The organism is Chryseobacterium sp. 1B4 (genome assembly GCF_036631475.1).
In the GTDB taxonomy this organism is placed as follows: Bacteria; Bacteroidota; Bacteroidia; order Flavobacteriales; family Weeksellaceae; genus Chryseobacterium.
Genome location: NZ_JAPNUF010000005.1, coordinates 162,296 through 180,361, shown reverse-complemented (window position 1 = coordinate 180,361; position 18,066 = coordinate 162,296). Strand labels below are relative to the sequence as shown.

Below are 18,066 nucleotides of genomic sequence, written 5' to 3'. Positions count from 1 at the left end.
ATTTTTAATGAAATGAACAATGAAATTTAGAAATTGGTTTTTATTAATTCTACTATTTTTAGCGACGGGGATTAATGCGCAGATAAAAAATCCTGTAAAGTTTAAATTCACCATCAACGATCTTGGCAACAACCAGTATGAAGCAGTACTGAATGCCACAATGGAAAGCGGATGGCACATCTATTCCAAAGATTTACCGGAAGATACCGGAATTCCTACAGAATATAAGGTGACCGGAAAAAATATTGAACTGATCGGAAAGTTTACCGAAGTGGGTAAAAAACATGAGGAATTTTCTGAAGCATTCGGTGGAACAATTGTTTATTATTCTAATTCAGCCGGCTTTAAGCAGAAATTTAAACTAAAAGATCCGGCAAAACCTGCAGATGTCACGTCTGAAATTACTTATCAGACTTGTGATGACAGGGTTTGTCTGGCTCCCAACACATTAGAATTCAACCAAAAAGTCACTCCAAAGGGTGCAGCGGAAGAGACTGCCACTGAAGAAACTGCAGCTCCTGTAAAAGACTCTGTAAAAGTAACTGAGACAGTTACTGAAAACCCTGCAAAAACAGAAGCTACAATCACAGAAACTTCAAAGCTTGATCCCAAGCAGCTGAAAATCGAAACTATTGACTTCAAAAAACCATTAACGGATTGTGGTACAGCTTCCGCAAAAATGGATGAAAATTACTGGACTTATTTGTTCTTAGGGTTTATCGGAGGATTAATCGCATTGCTTACGCCTTGTGTTTTTCCGATGATTCCGCTGACGGTTTCATTCTTTACAAAAGGAACTAAAAATAAAGCCAAAGGAAAAAGGGATGCTCTTATTTATGGGTTTTTCATTCTTCTTATTTTCGTGCTGTTAAGTATTCCCTTTCACGTTATCGACGGCATTGCAGGAAATATCTTCAACGAAATTTCCACAAGTGTATGGCTGAATATTGCCTTCTTTATTATATTTATCTTCTTTGCCGGAAGTTTCTTCGGGTATTATGATATCACATTGCCAAGTTCTATCGCCAACAAATCTTCCAAAGCTGAAGAAGCGGGAGGAATTATCGGAATTTTCTTCATGGCATTAACGCTGGTGATCGTTTCTTTCTCTTGTACAGGACCTATTTTAGGAAGTTTACTAGGAAGTGCGGTAACAGGTTCTACAAACGTTCCTATGTTGCTGACATTTGCTTTAGCGGGATTTGGTCTTGCCTGGGCTATTGTTTTCGGACTGCTGGCTTTATTCCCGCAAGCTCTGCAAAGTCTTCCGAAATCAGGAGGATGGATGAATACCGTAAAAGTAGTTTTAGGTTTCGTAGAGCTGGCATTAGCATTGAAATTCTTATCGAAAGCAGACCTTGTCTCCAAAACTTTCTTTTTAAAAAGAGAGCTTTTCATCGCTATCTGGATCATTGTTGCATTAGGATTAGCCTTATATTTATTAGGATTCATCAGATTCCCGCATGATGATAAAAAACCTAAAATCTCTGTTACAAGAAAGGTATTGGGAATATTGGGAATTGGTTTTGTGGTTTATCTGATCCAGGGATTGATTCCATCTGACCGCCCTAAACTTCAATTATTAAGCGGAATTTTACCTCCACTGAATGTAAGTTATTTCCATGACGAAAAAGACGGAATCCTGGGAATGCACCCTGAACACGATTTCTTCAAAGCTGTGGAACTGGCCAAAAAGAGGATAAACCTATTCTAATAGACTTTACCGGCTATGGTTGTGAAAACTGCAGAAAAATGGAAGAGTTTGTCTGGAGTGAAGCAGACATCTTACCTATCCTTCAGAATGATGTGGTATTAGCTTCTTTATACGTAGATGATAAGGAAGAGCTTCCTGAAGATCAGAAAACTAAAATTGACCTTGGTGACGGACAGATCAAAAAGGTAAAAACAATAGGTGACCGATGGAGCTTATTCCAGCAGGTTAACTTTAACAATAACTCTCAGCCTCACTATGTTTTGATCACTCCGGACGGAAAAGTAATCAACACTCCGGTTTCAGGATATATGCCAAAAGAAGATTTCAAAAAATTCCTTGAATGCGGGGTTAATTACTATAAAAAGAATAAATAAATAAATTATTTATATATCATTTAAAAACTCACACGTTGCCGTGTGAGTTTTTTTTGCAGCAGTTGATGAAAATTTTAGAATCCATTTTGAAAAATACAATTATCAGAAAGCCAAAAGAATCATTGGTTATTCATTTTTAAAAAGAAGGAACGGAATTTTAAAATTCACCACAAAAACAATCAATAGATTCATGAATTTATTGATTATTCAACAAACAAGGCATGCGTTTTGTTTGAATTATTCAAAAAATACCGTTTAACATTTAAAAACTTTAAATCATGGCAGAAGTAATTGCACAAGAAAAACAAGGCAGCAAACAAAAGAAAAAAATGATCAGAGTAGACATGACTCCTATGGTAGATCTGGGATTCTTACTGATCACATTCTTTATGTTCACCACTAACTTTACAAAACCAAACGTAATGGATCTGGGACTACCGGCAAAAGATCCTGATCAGAAGCCCACTGAAAATGTAATCAGAGACAAAAACCAGATCACATTTATCCTGGGGAAAGACAATCGGGTATTTTATCATCAAAGTAATGCTAAAGATTTAAATACAGGAAATCTTAAAGAAACCGATTTCAGCGGAATCAAAATTTCAAAAATCATTGCTGAAGCTTACAAAAATGCTCCAGCACCTGATAAATTCACAGTTATTGTGAAACCATCGGATGAAGCCACTTACAAGAATTTTGTAGATATGCTGGATAATCTTGCGATTTCTAAAAAGGAAAAATATGGTGTAACAGATATCAAACCCTGGGAAACAAAGGTTTACAAGGAATTAACTCAATAAAAGGCAAGGGCATTTTTGGATGCCCTTTTTTGATTAAATTTGAAAAGAGAAACGGATCTGCAGTATATAAAGACCGTATCATTTAACCTTCTAAATTTGGAATCATGCTGAACTTTGAAAGAAAAGGAAACGGAAAAGAAATCTTGGTGCTTCTTCACGGTTTTATGGAAAATCTATCCATCTGGAGCGATATGGAATCTCATCTTTCCAAAGATTTTTCATTCCTTAAAATTGACCTTCCAGGTCACGGACAATCTGAGATTCTGGCTGAGGTTCACACCATGGAACTAATGGCAGAGGAAGTAAAAAAAGTATTGGATGACCAGCATTTAGAAAAAGTTCACCTTTTGGGACATTCCATGGGAGGGTATACGGCACTTGCCTTTGCAGAAAAATATCCTGATCTTTTAAAAGCTTAACTTTATTTTTCTCTACTTATTTTCCGGATGATGAGGAGAAAAACAACAGCGCATCAAAAGTTACAGAATCATTAAAGATGCATTTGCCCATTATGCAAGAGCCGGAGTACCCAATTTATTCAATCCGAACGAAAGAGACATCCTGGAAGGAAAAATTGAAACCGCTCTTGAAACGGCCCTTTCCACCAACAACTTAGGGGCTCTTGCCTGTGTGAAAGGTATGGTAGAAAGAACAGACAAAAAACATGTCCTTGAAAACCTGGAAGCTAAAATCTTAGTATTAGCCGGTAAACATGATAACGCCGTAAAAACCGATATGATGATCAAACATCTTCCGGACAGGACGAATATCAAATCTTATATTCTGGACTGCGGACATAACGGACACTGGGAAAAGCCGGGTATCTGTGCAGAAATCATCAATACGGAACTCCTCCATAATCTTCCTAAAAAACTGGTTTTATAACATTCTCTCCTGATAGATTAAAGTCTTATTTAACAAAAATCCTGTATATTAGTAGAGGATAATTTTGGTAATGGCTTTATTTTCATTTAAAAGAAGAAACCACCGGCACCACCGGTTATCGGGCTTACACTTTCAGGCGGAGGAATGCGTGGAATTGCCCATATTGCCGTACTGAAAGCTCTGGAAGAATATAACCTGAAACCACACATTATCTCCGGAACCAGTGCAGGCTCTATTATTGGTGCTTTTTATTCTTTCGGAAAAACACCGGATGAGATGATGGAAATTGTAAGACAGACTTCTTTTTCTCCAGATCAGCATTAAAATTATCAAAAAACGGAATTTTCAGTTCTAATTTTATTGTAAAGCTCTTCAAAGATTATTTCCCGGAAGATAACTTTAGTATTTTAAAAATTCCTGTGTATGTTGCGGCTACTGAAATGACGCACGGTATTGTAGATTTCTTTTCTGAAGGAGAACTTTTCGGACCGCTGCTGGCTTCATCAAGTGTTCCTTTTATCCTTCCTCCGGTAAGGATGGGAGAAAAAATTTATGTAGACGGAGGTGTTCTGGACAACCTTCCCATTGAACCCATCATGGATAAATGTAATTTCCTGATTGCTTCCCATGTCAACTCCATCAGCTACGATGAATTAAAAAAAATGAGCCTGATGAAGGAGTTTGACAGAATCCTTCACCTAGCAATTGCAAAGTCTGTATATTCTAAAGCGAAATACTGCAATATATTTCTGGATCCACCCAAAATGACAAAATACAGTCTTTTCAACAAAAGATATTTGGATGAAATGTTTCAGCAGGTGTATGAATATACCTGTGAGGAACTTGAAGAAAAAGGATATCGTAAAAGTATCCAGGAGTTTAGATAAAGAAATTTACAGACTTTTATAATTTGTCTTTGGGTATTCCTACCAGCCTTCCTCCTTAACTTTATCCTTAAAGGTTTCTATCGTTCCTGTCAGAGAATCTAAAGATTTTCCGCCTGCTGCATTAATATGCCCGCCGCCGTTGAAGTATTTTCTTGAAAACTGATTCACATCTACATCATCTTTACTCCTGAATGAGATTTTAACAAAATCTTCATACAGATCTTCCATAAAAAATGCTGACATTTTAACGCCGGCAATACTTAAGCCATAGTTCACAAAACCTTCTGTATCTCCTTTCTGGAAACCATATTCTTTCAGCTCGTTTCTGGTAAGGCTCAAAACCGCTACTGTGCCGTCATTCACCACCTCTATTCTTCCAAGAACCAGGGCAAGCAAATGCAGGCGGGAAACCGTATTGGTATCCCAGGTATTGGAGGTGATCATGGCAGGATCTGCACCATTTTCAATCAGGTTAGCAATAATCCTGTGTGTGGTGGCACTGGTAGAACGAAAACGGAAACCACCGGTATCCGTCATAATTCCTGTATAAAGACATTCTGCCATATCCTGATTCACCAGTTTTTCATCATCCATTGCCTCTATGAAATGATAGATCATCTGTGAAGTGGCAGGGATTACCGTATCCGAGTACACAAAATCAAATTTTTCCGGCTGCTGGTGGTGGTCGATAAGGATTTTCTTTCAGGGGCTTTTACCAGCCAGTCACCCAGTAATCCGATCCTTGACGGAGAATTAAAATCCAGACAGAAAATAACATCTGCTCCTGCAATCATATCAGAAGCCAGCTTTCTTTTATACTCAGCAATAATAACTTTTTTAGATTCCGGCATCCATTTCAGAAACTTCGGGAAATCATTAGGGACAATAACCTCGGCATGAATTCCTTTTGCTTTCAGATAATGTTTCAATCCCAAACTTGAACCAATAGCATCTCCATCCGGATTATAATGGGTAAGGATCACTATTTTGCTTTCTTGGGTAAGTAATGTATTGATATCTAAAAGTTCTGCTGGTGTAAACATCCGGTGTTTATTTTTCGTTAAAATTAAAGTTTTCAAAGATAGAGCTTTTATATAAATCATTTAAATATTATTTTTGTACCGGAAAACGGGTTTGCTATGAGGGTTTGTAAAAGCCCGACTGAAAAACATTAAATTTAATTTTAAAAAAGATAATTAAAGTTTGTAACTTATAAAATTTTATATATCTTTGCAACCTGAAAATTAATAGATTAATTACGATTTAAACATATAGTAATGAGTAAAAGAACATTCCAGCCATCAGAAAGAAAGAGAAGAAACAAACACGGTTTCAGAGAAAGAATGTCTACGCCAAATGGAAGAAGAGTTTTGGCTGCGAGAAGAGCTAAAGGCAGAAAGAGATTAACTGTAAGTGCTGCACGCGCTAAGAGATAATTTCTACATTATCATATACAAAACATGCTTGAGAAGTTACTTTTCAGGCATTTTTTGTTGTTAAAATTTACTAAAATTAGAGTCAGATAGACTTCTTTTTTCTATTTTTAAAGATTGAAATTTTTTTGTTAGAAAACAGCCTTTAAAATTTAATTATGCCACATACACATATCTCCGGAGATAATATTATAAGTTTACAACACGCCAAGATTGCGCAAAAAAACTTTACTGTACTTTCTGATGTAAATCTTAACATTAAAAAAGGCAGATTCTGCTATCTTATCGGAAAAACAGGTTCCGGAAAAAGTTCTCTTCTGAAAACGCTTTACGGACACATTCCATTGGCATCAGGACACGGAGCGGTTGTAGGGTTTGATCTGGCAAAGCTAAAGCCTTCCGACATTCCTAACCTAAGAAGAAAATTAGGAATCGTATTCCAGGACTTCCAGTTACTTTCGGACAGAACCGTTGAAAAGAATTTAAAATTTGTTCTCGAAGCAACAGGCTGGAATGACAAAGTAAAAATGGAGGACCGTATCAACGAAGTTTTGGGAAGCGTAAACATGAAAAGCAAAAAGCACAAAATGCCTCATGAGCTTTCCGGAGGAGAACAACAGCGTATTGCTATTGCAAGGGCTCTTCTTAACCACCCGGATCTCATCTTAGCGGATGAGCCGACCGGAAACCTTGACCCTGAAACGTCTAACGAGATTATGACGTTATTAAAGCAGGTTGCCCTTGAAAACGGTGCCGCTGTAGTAATGGCAACCCATGATTACCATATGATCCAGAACTTCCCTGGTGAAGCGATCAGATGTGAGGACGGAAAAGTTTCTGTGCTGGATACTTCAGAATTATTCGAATAAGAACTAAAAGATTAAGAAAGCCAGAAATAACTAACTTCTAAAATCTAATTTCTAACTTCCTTATTTAAAAACATGAAACTCTTTGGTGAGTTCAAGATATGGGTCCGAGTATTGTCTCGGACTTTTTTCTACAATAAAATCAGATTCATCAATCTCTTTTGCTTCTGAAGAAAACTCCAGAATAAGTCTTTTAGTCTTTGAGCCTTCAATTCCTTTAATATTAATCTTCCTTCTCAGGTACAGATTATTCTCTTTACCTATGGAAACAAAAATCTCTCCTGCTTCAACAGGTATGATCACGGAAAAGATTCCGCTGCCGGACAGCAATTCTGCTGCCTTGGTTATCAACTGTCTGAAATTCAATTCTACTGTCTGACGGGCTATTTTATCTTTTTCAGATCCTGATTCTTCAAAATACGGAGGATTAGATATAATAAGATCAAACCGGTCTCTCGTTTCAAAAGTTTTAAAATCCTGATGATTATTTTTCAACCTTACACGGAAAGGGGAATTTTCAAAATTAAGCCTGGTAAGCTGGGCTGCATCTTCATTAATATCCAGTCCTAAAAATTCAGCATGAAGATTTCTTTGGGCCAGCATAAGAGAAATCAGTCCTGTACCGGTGCCTACTTCCAAAACACGGGAAGCCAATTCTACGTCAGCCAAAGCTCCAAGCAGGACACCATCTGTACCCACACGGAAGACGTCTTTAGACTGCTGAATTTCAAATTGCTTAAATATAAAAGGTTTCACTATAAATTGGTAGGCAGTGTAATAATGAATGTGGATCCCTTCCCTACTTCAGATTTCACAGAGATCTCACCTTTATAATCTTCAATCATTTTTCTTACCATAGAAAGCCCAAGTCCCATTCCGCTGTTTTTAGACGTAAAGTTCGGTTCAAAGATTCTTTCATACATGTTTTCAGGAATTCCTATTCCGTTATCCTGGACAGAGATCATCACTCTTCTCTGATGCTGCTCCACATCTACATTAATGATCAGTTTTCTCTGGTCGCTTTCCGCCTGCTTTGCATTGGTAACAAGGTTTGTTATGATTCTGGAAAGATAAATCCTGTCCATATTGATCATAATATTGCTCTTATTGGCGTGCATGAAAATACTGTCATCATTGAATACCCGGAGAATATCTTCAACTTCTGTATTAAGGTTGATTACTTCATTATTTTTTTCAGGAAGTTTAGCAAATTCCGAGAAAGCAGAAGCTACGGTAGCAATCAGATCAATCTGATCTACAATGGTTTTACTCATCTGTTTCACCCTCTCTCTGATATTCGGATCTTCCGGATCAAATTTCCTTTCAAAATTCTGGATGGTCAGCTTCATCGGAGTCAGCGGGTTTTTCACCTCATGGGCTACCTGCTTTGCCATCTCTCTCCAGGCTTCTTCGGAGGCCTTAAATCTAAGCCTCTCTTTCTGATCCTGAATCTGCAGAATCATTCTGTTATAAGCTCTCGCCAGCGCATTAAGCTCATCATTCTTATAATATCTGATAGGACGCATTTCGTTTTCAAACAAGGTAATACGTGTAATCATATCAGAGAATTTCGTAATGGTTTTTGCAAGGCTGTTAGAGGTAACCCAGCTGATCCAGATACTAAAAAGTATGAGGAATATATCGACCAGAAGAATATATTTTACATATTGATGAAGAACATCCAGGTAAGCAGACTCGTTATGATATAAAGGAATATAAACAATCCCGATTGGCTCAAGCTCATTATTTTTCAGCAGAAGATAGGAAGAGGTCAGCTTGGCATCTTTAGCAGCATCATACCTTGTCAGGTCAACTCTTGCATCAGTAGAAAGAATTTTATTAATGATATCAATGGAAATCGTCTTCTGGTCTATCAGGCTTTCATCTTTGTTGGAAAGCAAGTAATTCCCCTTCAGATCATAAATAACAATATCATGCTGGTTAATATCTGCAATTTCAAAAATTTTGTTTCCCAAAACTGTGGGAAGATCCTCTGTTTCCACCAATGTACGGCTTACCGCATAGTCCAGATACCGCATTACAGCATTGGTCTTCTCCTGCATGTCAATATTACTTTGCTGCATGGAGTTATTCCTTAACACAAAATAAGGAACAAGCGAAGTGGCAACAACACTTAAGAAGCATACCAGCAGAAAACCGAAAAACACCCGATTCCTTAAGCTATATCCTTTATACTTATTAATTGACATTCTACTTTTTAATTAACCTAGCAATATACTTACCAATGATATCAAATTCCAGGTTTACTTTATCACCAATTTTCAAATGTTTCATATTCGTAAATTCCCAGGTATAAGGAATAATGGCAACGGAAAACTGAGCATCTTCGCTTTTAGCAACAGTAAGACTGATCCCGTTTACTGTAATGGAACCCTGAGGCACCGTTACAAAACTTCCGTCATTTTCATATTTCATGGTAATGAAATAACTTCCGTCCTTATTTTCAATACTTACCACTTCACCGGTTTTATCAACGTGTCCCTGAACAATATGACCATCCAGTCTTCCATCCATCTTCATGCAGCGCTCAAGATTCACAACAGTTCCCAGTTCCCATTTCCCAAGATTGGTTTTTTCCAATGTTTCGTTGATTGCTGTAACCACATAATGATTGTCTTTAATTTCTACAACCGTAAGGCAGCAGCCGTTGTGCGCCAGGCTCTGGTCAATTTTCAGCTCGTTTGTAAAAGGACATGTAAGGGTAAAATCTATATTGCTTCCTTTTTCTTCAATCTTCTCAATAACACCAACTGCTTCAATAATTCCTGTGAACATATTATTTTTTGCTAAATTTGTAAATTATAATCTTCAAAGATAATCAAAATGAGCCCAAAAAACCATAAAGTACGAGTAGGAATTTCAATCGGTGATTTCAACGGCATCGGTCCGGAGATCATTATGAAGTCTCTGAAAGACAAAACTATTACAGATTTTTTCACTCCTGTAATTTTTGGTTCGGGGAAACTATTCACTTATCAGAAAAATATTTTTAAGCTGAATCTCAATTTCAACTACATCAATGAATCTTCACAGGCCCAGGCCGGTAAGCTTAATATGGTGAATCTCACCAAAGAAAACGTGAATGTAGAATTGGGAGTTCCCACTGAAGAGTCTACTAAAATGGCGATTGATTCTCTGGAAGCAGCTACTGAAGCCTTGATGAGAGGTGATATTGATGTGCTGGTAACCGCACCGATCAACAAGGATGAAATGGTAAAGATGGGCTTTAAACATGCCGGACACACAGGATATTTTGAGGAAAAATTCAGCAAAAAAGGACTTATGTTCCTCGTGACTGAAGATCTTAAAGTAGCTGTTTCTACACATCATATTCCTATTGCACAGGTTGCTGAAAATATTTCCAAAGAAAAAATAAAGAAGCAGATCAGAGTATTGAACCAAACGCTTGTAGAAGATTTCTGTATTCAAAAACCTAAAATTGCCGTATTGGGATTAAATCCGCACGCTGGCGATGGAGGTGTTATCGGAAATGAAGAAATTGAAATCATCAGTCCGGCCATCAAAGAACTTTCTGACAACGGAATACTGGCATTCGGACCTTTCCCGGCAGACAGCTTTTTCCAGCCAAACAAATACAAAAATTTTGACGCAGTGCTGGCAATGTATCACGATCAGGGGCTGGCTCCGTTCAAAACATTAGCGTATGAAGAAGGGGTGAATTATACTGCAGGGCTTCCTTTTATCAGAACCTCTCCGGACCACGGGGTGGCTTATGATATTGCAGGAAAAAACATCGCTGACGAACAAAGCTTTACGGAAGCCATCTTCACTGCTATTAAAGTTTTCAAAAACAGAAGTGAATACAGCGAACTGATGAGCGACCGCCTGCAGCCTAGAAAAATGGCTGTAGACAACGGAATAGATGAAGATCTACCGGAGGAAACTGAAGCATAAATCTTTAAAACAAATTTTAAATTAATTTGTTTCAGATTTTATTTGTTATTATAAAAAAAATGCATATTTTTGCACACTCATTTTATGGACAAGTTAAGAAACTATGACGTAAGCTTTTCCGGACTTAAAAACGGAAGACACGAGTTCAAGTTTGAGATAGATAAAACGTTCTTTCAATTATTTGACACTGAGCAGGAATTTACAAATCCCAGAATAGAAGTGAATGTATCGCTTGATAAACACACGACTTTCCTGGAGTTTGATATTAAAATTAATGGGCTGGTTGAATTGGTTTGTGACATCACAAATGAAAATTTCGACTATCCTATAGAGAATGAGATCAAGATTCTGGTGAATTTCGGGGAAGAATATGATGACAGCAATGAAGATGTGATTACCATTCCTACCGGAGAGCATGCTTTCAATGTAGCACATTTGATTTATGAAAATGTAATGCTTTCTATCCCGATGAAAAAGATCTCACCGAATGTAAGTGATGAAGATCTTAAAATTCTTGACCAGTTCAGTCCTAAAGATATTGAGGTAGCAGAAGAGGAAGAACATGAAAGCGATCCAAGATGGGATGCTTTAAAAAAATTAAGAGACAATAATTAAATAGAATAATTTAAATATGATGAGATGATGAATCTCATCGCTCATCAATTAAAAAAGTTATTAGAAAATGGCACATCCAAAGAGAAGACAGTCGTCTACAAGAAGAGATAAGAGAAGAACTCACTACAAAGCTGTAGTTCCTCAATTAGCTAAAGATGCAACAACAGGAGAGCTTCACCTATACCACAGAGCTCACTGGCATGAAGGAAAACTTTACTACAGAGGTAAAGTAGTATTGGAAAAAGAAGTAGCTGCTACTGAAGAAAACTAAGAGTCGCTTTTCGCTGAAAAAGCCTCATTTTAATACAAAAACCGCCCAATTTTGATAAAATTTGGCGGTTTTTTGTTGTTTTTTACGTTTTTTTGGTATCTTTGGCATCAAATCAAATATCAAATTTATGGACATTAAAGACATACAAAATCTTATCAAGTTTGTATCTAAGGCTGAAGTTTCAGAAGTGAAATACAAAACTAAAGATTTCGAAATCACTATTAAAACTCCATTAGCTGGAAGCGATGCTGTTTATGCACAACCTGCAGTATATCACACTGCTCCGCAAGCGGTAGCTGCTCCGGCACCTGTTGCAACTCAGGCTGCTGCACCTGCTGCTGAAAAGGCTGAAGCTGCATCTGATGACAGCAAATATGTAACGATCAAATCTCCAATGATCGGTACTTTCTATAGAAAACCATCTCCTGATAAAGATGTATTTGTAAATGTAGGTGATGAAGTTTCTGCCGGTAAAGTAGTTTGCGTTATTGAAGCCATGAAACTATTCAACCAGATTGAATCTGAAATCAGCGGAAAAATTGTTAAAATTTTAGTTGACGATGCTACTCCTGTAGAGTATGACCAACCATTATTCTTAGTAGATCCATCTTAATTAAATATTGATTAATGATGATTGATGATTGATTATAAAATCAATTTCAAATTTCAAATTTTCAAATTTCAAATCGTATTAAGATGTTCAAAAAAATATTAATAGCCAATCGTGGCGAAATTGCAATGCGTATTTTACGTACTTGTAAAGAAATGGGGATCAAAACCGTTGCGGTATACTCTACCGCTGATAAAGACAGTCTTCATGTAAGATTTGCTGATGAAGCGGTATGTATTGGTCCTGCAATGAGTAAAGACTCATATCTTAAAATCCCTAACATTATTGCTGCTGCGGAAATTACCAATGCCGATGCAATTCATCCAGGTTACGGATTCTTATCTGAAAATGCTAATTTCTCAAGAATCTGCCAGAAGAACGGCATCAAATTCATTGGTGCTTCTCCTGAACAGATTGAAAAAATGGGAGACAAGGCAAATGCCAAGGCTACCATGAAAGCTGCCGGTGTACCATGTGTACCAGGTTCTGATGGATTAATTGAATCTTATGAGCATGCTGTAAAGATCGCTGAAGAAACAGGATATCCTGTAATGATCAAGGCTACTGCAGGTGGTGGTGGAAAAGGAATGAGAGCCGTTTGGAAAGCTGAAGACCTTAAAGACCACTGGGAATCTGCAATTCAGGAAGCTGTAGCTGCCTTTGGAAACGGAGGTATGTATATGGAAAAACTGATTGAAGAGCCAAGACATATTGAAATCCAGGTTGCCGGTGACCAATTCGGTAAAGCTTGCCACCTTTCTGAAAGAGACTGTTCTGTACAGAGAAGAAATCAGAAATTAACTGAAGAAACTCCTTCTCCTTTCATGACGGATGAACTTCGTGAAAAAATGGGTGCTGCTGCTGTAAAAGCTGCTGAATTTATTGGATATGAAGGTGTGGGAACTATCGAATTCCTTGTAGACAAGCACAGAAATTTCTATTTCATGGAAATGAATACAAGAATCCAGGTAGAACATCCTATTACTGAACAGGTAATTGATTATGACCTGATCAGAGAACAAATTCTTCTTGCTGCAGGAACTCCTATTTCAGGAATCAACTATTATCCTAAATTACATTCAATTGAGTGTAGAATCAACGCAGAAGATCCTTACGCAGACTTCAGACCGTCTCCAGGGAAAATCACAGGATTAAATATTCCTGGCGGGCACGGAATCAGAGTAGACACTCACGTGTATTCCGGATATACAATTCCTTCCAACTATGACTCGATGATTGCCAAGCTTATCACGACGGCCCAAACCCGTGAGGAAGCTATTGCAAAAATGAGACGCGCCCTTGAAGAATTCTATATTGAAGGAGTAAAAACAACTATTCCTTTCCACAGACAGCTGATGGATAATGAAGATTATCTTTCAGGAAACTATACTACAAAATTCATGGAAGATTTTGTAATGGATAGAAAATACGATAATCACTAAAAAGAATTATCATTTATATAAAAGAAGGCGTCTGAAAAGGCGTCTTCTTCAGTTTTATACTATCCCATTCTAATAAAGCAGGAAAAGTTATTTTTGCAGTATCACTTAAAATCAACATAGGCCGATGACATCAGCAATACAAGAGAAATTAGCAGAAACACTTCAAATTTCTATGAAGCGTGCGGAGGAATTTTTGGACATTTGCTACATCGTAACTTATGATAAAAACAAAATGATAGAGCCTCAAAATGGAATTTTTGATCGTTTAGGTTTCATTTTAAATGGCGCTGTCCGGACCTATTACATCAACGAAAAAGGTGAGGACATCAGCTACCTTTTACAGGTGAACAATGATGTTATCGGCGATTATGCAAGCTATATCACCGGAAAAAAACAATGGCGGTTATACAGGCTCTTCTAAAAACCGAAATTTTATATTTTAATAAAAAAGAGGTCGAAATTTTAATTCAGAAAGATATTTTCTGGCTTGGGCTGGCAAAACGCATATCCGATTTAGCTTTTCTGGATGCAAAACAAAGGCTGGACGATTTGTTTTTTTATACACCGGAAGAACGCTATATCAATCTCCTGAAAAAATCACCCGAAATTCTGAACAAAATTCCGCAGAAATATATTTCGTCCTATTTAGGAATTACGCCACAATCGCTGAGCAGAATCCGAAAAAGAATTTACTAATTCCAAAAAATTAACTTAGGTGAACGTTTTTGGTTTTCCCGGTCTTTAATTTTGTATCATAATATAAATGCAATCACAATGAAAATAGCAATTATCGGTGGCGGAATTGGTGGTTTGACAACAGCTTTAGCTTTACAAAAAAATAATCTGGACGTTACCATTTACGAAAGCGCACCCGAAATAAAACCTGTAGGCGCCGGAATCATCATGGCTAATAATGCAATGCAGATTTTTGACAAACTTAACATTCGCCACAAAATCGAAAAAGCAGGTCATAAAATTTCAACTATTAAAATTACTGATCCACAGCTCAAAACCTTATCGGATGTACAGCTGAATACATTCGAAAGTAAATACGGAGTAAGCAATATTGCCATCCATCGTGCTGATTTGCAAAGGATTCTGGCTGAGGAAACTGGTTTTGAAAATATTAAACTTTCTAAACGCTTATCCAAAATCGAACAGGGAAATGGTTATCAACTCACTTTTGAAGACGGAACTATCGCTGATGCAGACGCTGTTATTGGTGCAGATGGAATTAAATCAGTAGTTCGTCATCAGATTTTAAACATTGGAAAACTGAGATCTTCCAAACAAAAATGCTGGCGTGCCGTCATCGAATTCGATTGGACAGAAAAATATAATCATCAGGCTTATGAGGCCTGGGGAAAAGGAAGACGCTTCGGTTTCGTGAGAATTAATGATCACAAAGTTTATTGGTACGCTGTGGTTAACGAGAACCTTGTTAAAAATCCCAATAATCTTGCTGAGCTTTTTGCTGAATTTAATCCTGAAATTCCCCGAATGATTTCCGGAACACCCAGCGAGAAAATATTTGTCAGCGATATTATCGATTTGGAACCGGTTTATCAATGGCAAAAAGACCACGTTTGCCTGATTGGTGATGCAGCCCATGCAACGACTCCTAATATGGGGCAAGGTGCCTGCCAGGCCATTGAAGATGCTTATATCCTCGGAAAACTTTTTGGTGAAGGGAAAAACGTGGATGAAGTCTTCACTCAATACGAAAAACTGCGTATGAAAAAAGCACATTACATCGTCAATATAAGCTCAGCCATCGGTAAAATTTCTCATTATGAAAACAGTCTGGCAGTTTGGCTCCGCAATACTTTACTAAAGGCAACACCTAGCTCTATAAACGAAAAACAAATGGAAAAAGTTTTTGATATTTCATACCAGAGCAACTTATAAGAAAACCCGAAAGCTGCTTATTGAACAGCATTTAAAAATATAATAGTCCTGACAGAACAGCAAATCAATATCAGAATGATTGGGAATCTTAAAAAAATGTAGAATTGCCTTCTCAGTATAAATTTTATTATTCTTAAAGATAGAATACCTGCAACTGTTTATCCGTTAAGAAAATATTTTCCATTAAGGATTCATTTTCCATCAAAATATACTCTAATCACCGCCTTATACTCTACTCTATTTTTGTTTATGGGTCTCATTAATATTGTGTAAATTTGTTGAAAACCAAAATATATGTCAACAGCAGAACAAACAAAAAACTCACAGTATTTTATTGACCTTGAAGACAAACATGGAGCACATAATTATCACCCGCTTCCGGTCGTTCTAGACCGCGGAGAAGGTGTTTTTGTTTGGGATGTGGAGGGCAAAAGGTACTATGATTTTCTTTCAGCATATTCCGCTGTGAACCAGGGGCATTCTCATCCTAAAATTGTAGGGGCCTTAGTAGAGCAGGCACAAAAGCTGGCTTTAACTTCAAGGGCATTCTACAACTCCAAACTGGGAGAATACGAACAAAAGATTACCGATCTTTTTGGATTTGATAAGGTTTTACCTATGAACTCCGGGGCTGAAGCTGTGGAAACCGCTGTAAAATTAGCCAGAAAATGGAGCTATGAAGTAAAAGGAATTGCAGAAAACGCGGCAAAAATTATCGTGTGCGAAAACAATTTCCACGGAAGAACAACCACTATTGTTTCTTTCTCCAATGATCCGGATGCCAACCAGAATTACGGACCTTTTACACCGGGATTTATCAAAATCCCTTATAACGATATCGCAGCATTAGAAGAAGTTCTGAGCAGAGAGGCAGAAAATATTGCAGCATTCCTGGTAGAACCTATTCAGGGAGAAGCCGGAGTATATGTTCCGGATGAGAACTTCCTGAAAAACGCTTCTGAGCTGTGTAAAAAACACAATGTCCTTTTTATTGCTGATGAAGTTCAGACCGGTATTGCAAGAACAGGAAAACTTATTGCTTGCCACCATGAAGATGTACAGCCGGATATCCTAATCTTAGGAAAAGCCCTTTCCGGAGGAATGTATCCTGTATCAGCTGTTTTAGCGAATGACCGCATTATGAATGTCATTAAACCGGGACAACATGGTTCTACATTCGGAGGTAACCCTATTGCCTGTGCTGTAGCCGTTGCTGCACTGGACGTAGTAGCTGAAGAAAATCTATCTGAAAGAGCTGAAGAATTAGGGAAACTTTTCAGAGCTGAAATAGAGAAACTGATCGAAAAGACAGACCTGATCACCAAAGTAAGAGGAAAAGGCCTTCTAAATGCCATCCTTATCAATGATACTCCCGAAAGTTCCACTGCGTGGAATCTTTGTTTACAATTGAAAGAAAATGGATTGCTGGCAAAACCTACCCATGGTAATATCATCAGACTGGCACCACCATTGGTAATTACTGAAGAGCAATTACTGGATTGCGTGAAGATTATTGAAAAGACTATTCTTGAGTTTAAATAAAAATGGCTCTTTCCCTTGCAATCATTACTTATAATGAAGAAGAGAACATCGTAAGACTTTTAGATTCATTAACAGACATCGTTGATGAAATCATCATTGTCGACAGCTTTTCAACAGATAAGACAAAAGAGATTTGCACTCAAAAGTATCCTCAGGTAAAATTCTTCGAGAAAAAATTTAACGGGTATGGTGAACAAAAAAACCATGCCCTTCATTTATGCTCCCATGAATGGGTTCTGTTTCTGGATGCAGATGAAATTCCTGATATAACTCTGAAAAAATCCATACAAAAGATTGTTTCTTCAGAAAGTACAGCATGTAATGTGTATAAAGCAAAATTTAATAATCATCTGGGAATTCATCTGATCAGATTCGGAGGATGGGGAAATGTATACCGTGAAAGGCTGTTCAGAAAAAAGTATGCACGGTATTCCGATGATAAAGTTCATGAGTTTTTGATTACTGATCAGAAAGCCTGTCTTATGGAAGGAAAACTGGACCATTATACCTACAAAAGCATCCATCATCATGTCTCAAAAATCAATAAATATTCTGATATGATGGCTGAGAAAATGTTTGAAAGAGGGATGAAAGTCAAAAGATTTAAGATCATTGTAAGTCCGGTGTTCGAGTTTATTAAGGTCTTTATTTTCAGACTTGGGTTTCTGGATGGATTTCCCGGTTTTTATATCGCTAAAACAATGTCTTACTATACCTTTTTAAAATATATTAAGCTTCGTGAAAAAATAAGACTGTCGGAATTGAAAAAACACGGTAAATAGT

At 37.3% G+C, this 18,066-nt stretch carries 20 protein-coding genes and 2 pseudogenes; 18 read left to right on the top strand and 4 right to left on the bottom strand.

Features of this window, described 5'->3' with window-relative positions; genetic code table 11:
- The first annotated feature begins 19 nt into the window (after positions 1-19).
- The 6 genes and pseudogenes from OWR28_RS04535 to OWR28_RS04515 all read left to right on the top strand — a co-directional run bounded on the left by OWR28_RS04535 (position 20) and on the right by OWR28_RS04515 (position 4,660).
- Positions 20-1,714, top strand: a complete 1,695-nt coding sequence (locus tag OWR28_RS04535) for a protein-disulfide reductase DsbD family protein (protein WP_494168425.1) — start codon at positions 20-22, stop codon at positions 1,712-1,714.
- The gene (locus tag OWR28_RS26805) at positions 1,708-2,088 is read left to right on the top strand and encodes a thioredoxin fold domain-containing protein (protein ID WP_494168430.1); all 381 of its coding nucleotides are present in this window, start codon (positions 1,708-1,710) and stop codon (positions 2,086-2,088) included. The genes OWR28_RS04535 and OWR28_RS26805 overlap by 7 nt, the downstream gene beginning before the upstream one ends.
- A 278-nt stretch (positions 2,089-2,366) precedes the next feature.
- The gene (locus tag OWR28_RS04530; RefSeq protein ID WP_332385656.1) at positions 2,367-2,888 is read left to right on the top strand and encodes an ExbD/TolR family protein; all 522 of its coding nucleotides are present in this window, start codon (positions 2,367-2,369) and stop codon (positions 2,886-2,888) included.
- 104 nt (positions 2,889-2,992) lie between these two features.
- Positions 2,993-3,773 (top strand): annotated as a pseudogene (locus tag OWR28_RS04525) (alpha/beta fold hydrolase).
- 144 nt (positions 3,774-3,917) lie between these two features.
- Positions 3,918-4,097 (top strand): patatin-like phospholipase family protein, encoded by a 180-nt coding sequence (locus tag OWR28_RS04520; RefSeq protein ID WP_332385655.1) that lies wholly within the window; start codon positions 3,918-3,920, stop codon positions 4,095-4,097.
- 17 nt (positions 4,098-4,114) lie between these two features.
- Positions 4,115-4,660 carry a patatin-like phospholipase family protein gene (locus OWR28_RS04515; protein ID WP_332385825.1) on the top strand — a complete coding sequence of 182 codons (546 nt, stop codon included), beginning with the start codon at positions 4,115-4,117 and terminating at the stop codon, positions 4,658-4,660.
- Between the two features lie 39 nt (positions 4,661-4,699).
- Here the strand turns inward: OWR28_RS04515 and OWR28_RS04510 are convergent.
- Positions 4,700-5,703 (bottom strand): annotated as a pseudogene (locus tag OWR28_RS04510) (DHH family phosphoesterase).
- Positions 5,704-5,937: 234 nt separating this feature from the next.
- Between OWR28_RS04510 and rpmH the strand changes: the two are divergent.
- The gene (rpmH, locus tag OWR28_RS04505; RefSeq protein WP_002976260.1) at positions 5,938-6,096 is read left to right on the top strand and encodes a 50S ribosomal protein L34; all 159 of its coding nucleotides are present in this window, start codon (positions 5,938-5,940) and stop codon (positions 6,094-6,096) included.
- Between the two features lie 155 nt (positions 6,097-6,251).
- Entirely contained in the window at positions 6,252-6,962 is a 711-nt protein-coding gene (locus OWR28_RS04500; RefSeq protein WP_002976259.1) for a cell division ATP-binding protein FtsE, read from the top strand.
- Between the two features lie 60 nt (positions 6,963-7,022).
- Here OWR28_RS04500 and OWR28_RS04495 read toward each other — a convergent pair whose 3' ends face one another.
- Genes OWR28_RS04495 through OWR28_RS04485 form a run of 3 tightly spaced genes read right to left on the bottom strand, consistent with a single transcriptional unit; the run spans position 7,023 to position 9,755 of the window.
- Positions 7,023-7,715, bottom strand: a complete 693-nt coding sequence (locus tag OWR28_RS04495) for a tRNA1(Val) (adenine(37)-N6)-methyltransferase (RefSeq protein WP_332385653.1) — start codon at positions 7,713-7,715, stop codon at positions 7,023-7,025.
- Positions 7,715-9,169, bottom strand: coding sequence for a sensor histidine kinase (locus OWR28_RS04490; protein WP_233333649.1), 1,455 nt, complete (start codon positions 9,167-9,169; stop codon positions 7,715-7,717). Before OWR28_RS04490 ends, OWR28_RS04495 begins: the two co-directional genes overlap by 1 nt.
- A 1-nt stretch (position 9,170) precedes the next feature.
- Positions 9,171-9,755, bottom strand: a complete 585-nt coding sequence (locus OWR28_RS04485; protein ID WP_120232704.1) for a riboflavin synthase — start codon at positions 9,753-9,755, stop codon at positions 9,171-9,173.
- 48 nt (positions 9,756-9,803) lie between these two features.
- Between OWR28_RS04485 and pdxA the strand changes: the two genes are divergently transcribed.
- The 10 genes from pdxA to OWR28_RS04435 all read left to right on the top strand — a co-directional run bounded on the left by pdxA (position 9,804) and on the right by OWR28_RS04435 (position 18,065).
- Positions 9,804-10,895, top strand: a complete 1,092-nt coding sequence (pdxA, locus tag OWR28_RS04480; protein ID WP_332385652.1) for a 4-hydroxythreonine-4-phosphate dehydrogenase PdxA — start codon at positions 9,804-9,806, stop codon at positions 10,893-10,895.
- Positions 10,896-10,979: 84 nt separating this feature from the next.
- Complete coding sequence (locus tag OWR28_RS04475) at positions 10,980-11,510, top strand: YceD family protein (RefSeq protein WP_332385651.1); 531 nt, start codon at positions 10,980-10,982, stop codon at positions 11,508-11,510.
- Positions 11,511-11,577: 67 nt separating this feature from the next.
- Entirely contained in the window at positions 11,578-11,781 is a 204-nt protein-coding gene (gene rpmF, locus OWR28_RS04470) for a 50S ribosomal protein L32 (protein ID WP_002976251.1), read from the top strand.
- A 127-nt stretch (positions 11,782-11,908) separates the two neighbouring features.
- Positions 11,909-12,394, top strand: a complete 486-nt coding sequence (accB, locus tag OWR28_RS04465) for an acetyl-CoA carboxylase biotin carboxyl carrier protein (RefSeq protein ID WP_332385649.1) — start codon at positions 11,909-11,911, stop codon at positions 12,392-12,394.
- 83 nt (positions 12,395-12,477) lie between these two features.
- Entirely contained in the window at positions 12,478-13,833 is a 1,356-nt protein-coding gene (accC, locus tag OWR28_RS04460; protein WP_131436232.1) for an acetyl-CoA carboxylase biotin carboxylase subunit, read from the top strand.
- A 172-nt stretch (positions 13,834-14,005) separates the two neighbouring features.
- Positions 14,006-14,254: a hypothetical protein gene (locus tag OWR28_RS04455; RefSeq protein WP_332385648.1), complete on the top strand. Its 249-nt coding sequence runs from the start codon at positions 14,006-14,008 to the stop codon at positions 14,252-14,254.
- Positions 14,230-14,529, top strand: coding sequence for a hypothetical protein (locus OWR28_RS04450; RefSeq protein ID WP_332385647.1), 300 nt, complete (start codon positions 14,230-14,232; stop codon positions 14,527-14,529). Before OWR28_RS04455 ends, OWR28_RS04450 begins: the two co-directional genes overlap by 25 nt.
- A 78-nt stretch (positions 14,530-14,607) precedes the next feature.
- The gene (locus tag OWR28_RS04445; protein WP_332385646.1) at positions 14,608-15,741 is read left to right on the top strand and encodes an FAD-dependent monooxygenase; all 1,134 of its coding nucleotides are present in this window, start codon (positions 14,608-14,610) and stop codon (positions 15,739-15,741) included.
- 294 nt (positions 15,742-16,035) lie between these two features.
- Positions 16,036-17,283, top strand: a complete 1,248-nt coding sequence (gene rocD, locus OWR28_RS04440) for an ornithine--oxo-acid transaminase (protein WP_332385645.1) — start codon at positions 16,036-16,038, stop codon at positions 17,281-17,283.
- Between the two features lie 2 nt (positions 17,284-17,285).
- The gene (locus OWR28_RS04435; protein WP_332385644.1) at positions 17,286-18,065 is read left to right on the top strand and encodes a glycosyltransferase family 2 protein; all 780 of its coding nucleotides are present in this window, start codon (positions 17,286-17,288) and stop codon (positions 18,063-18,065) included.
- The last annotated feature ends 1 nt before the right edge of the window (position 18,066 follow it).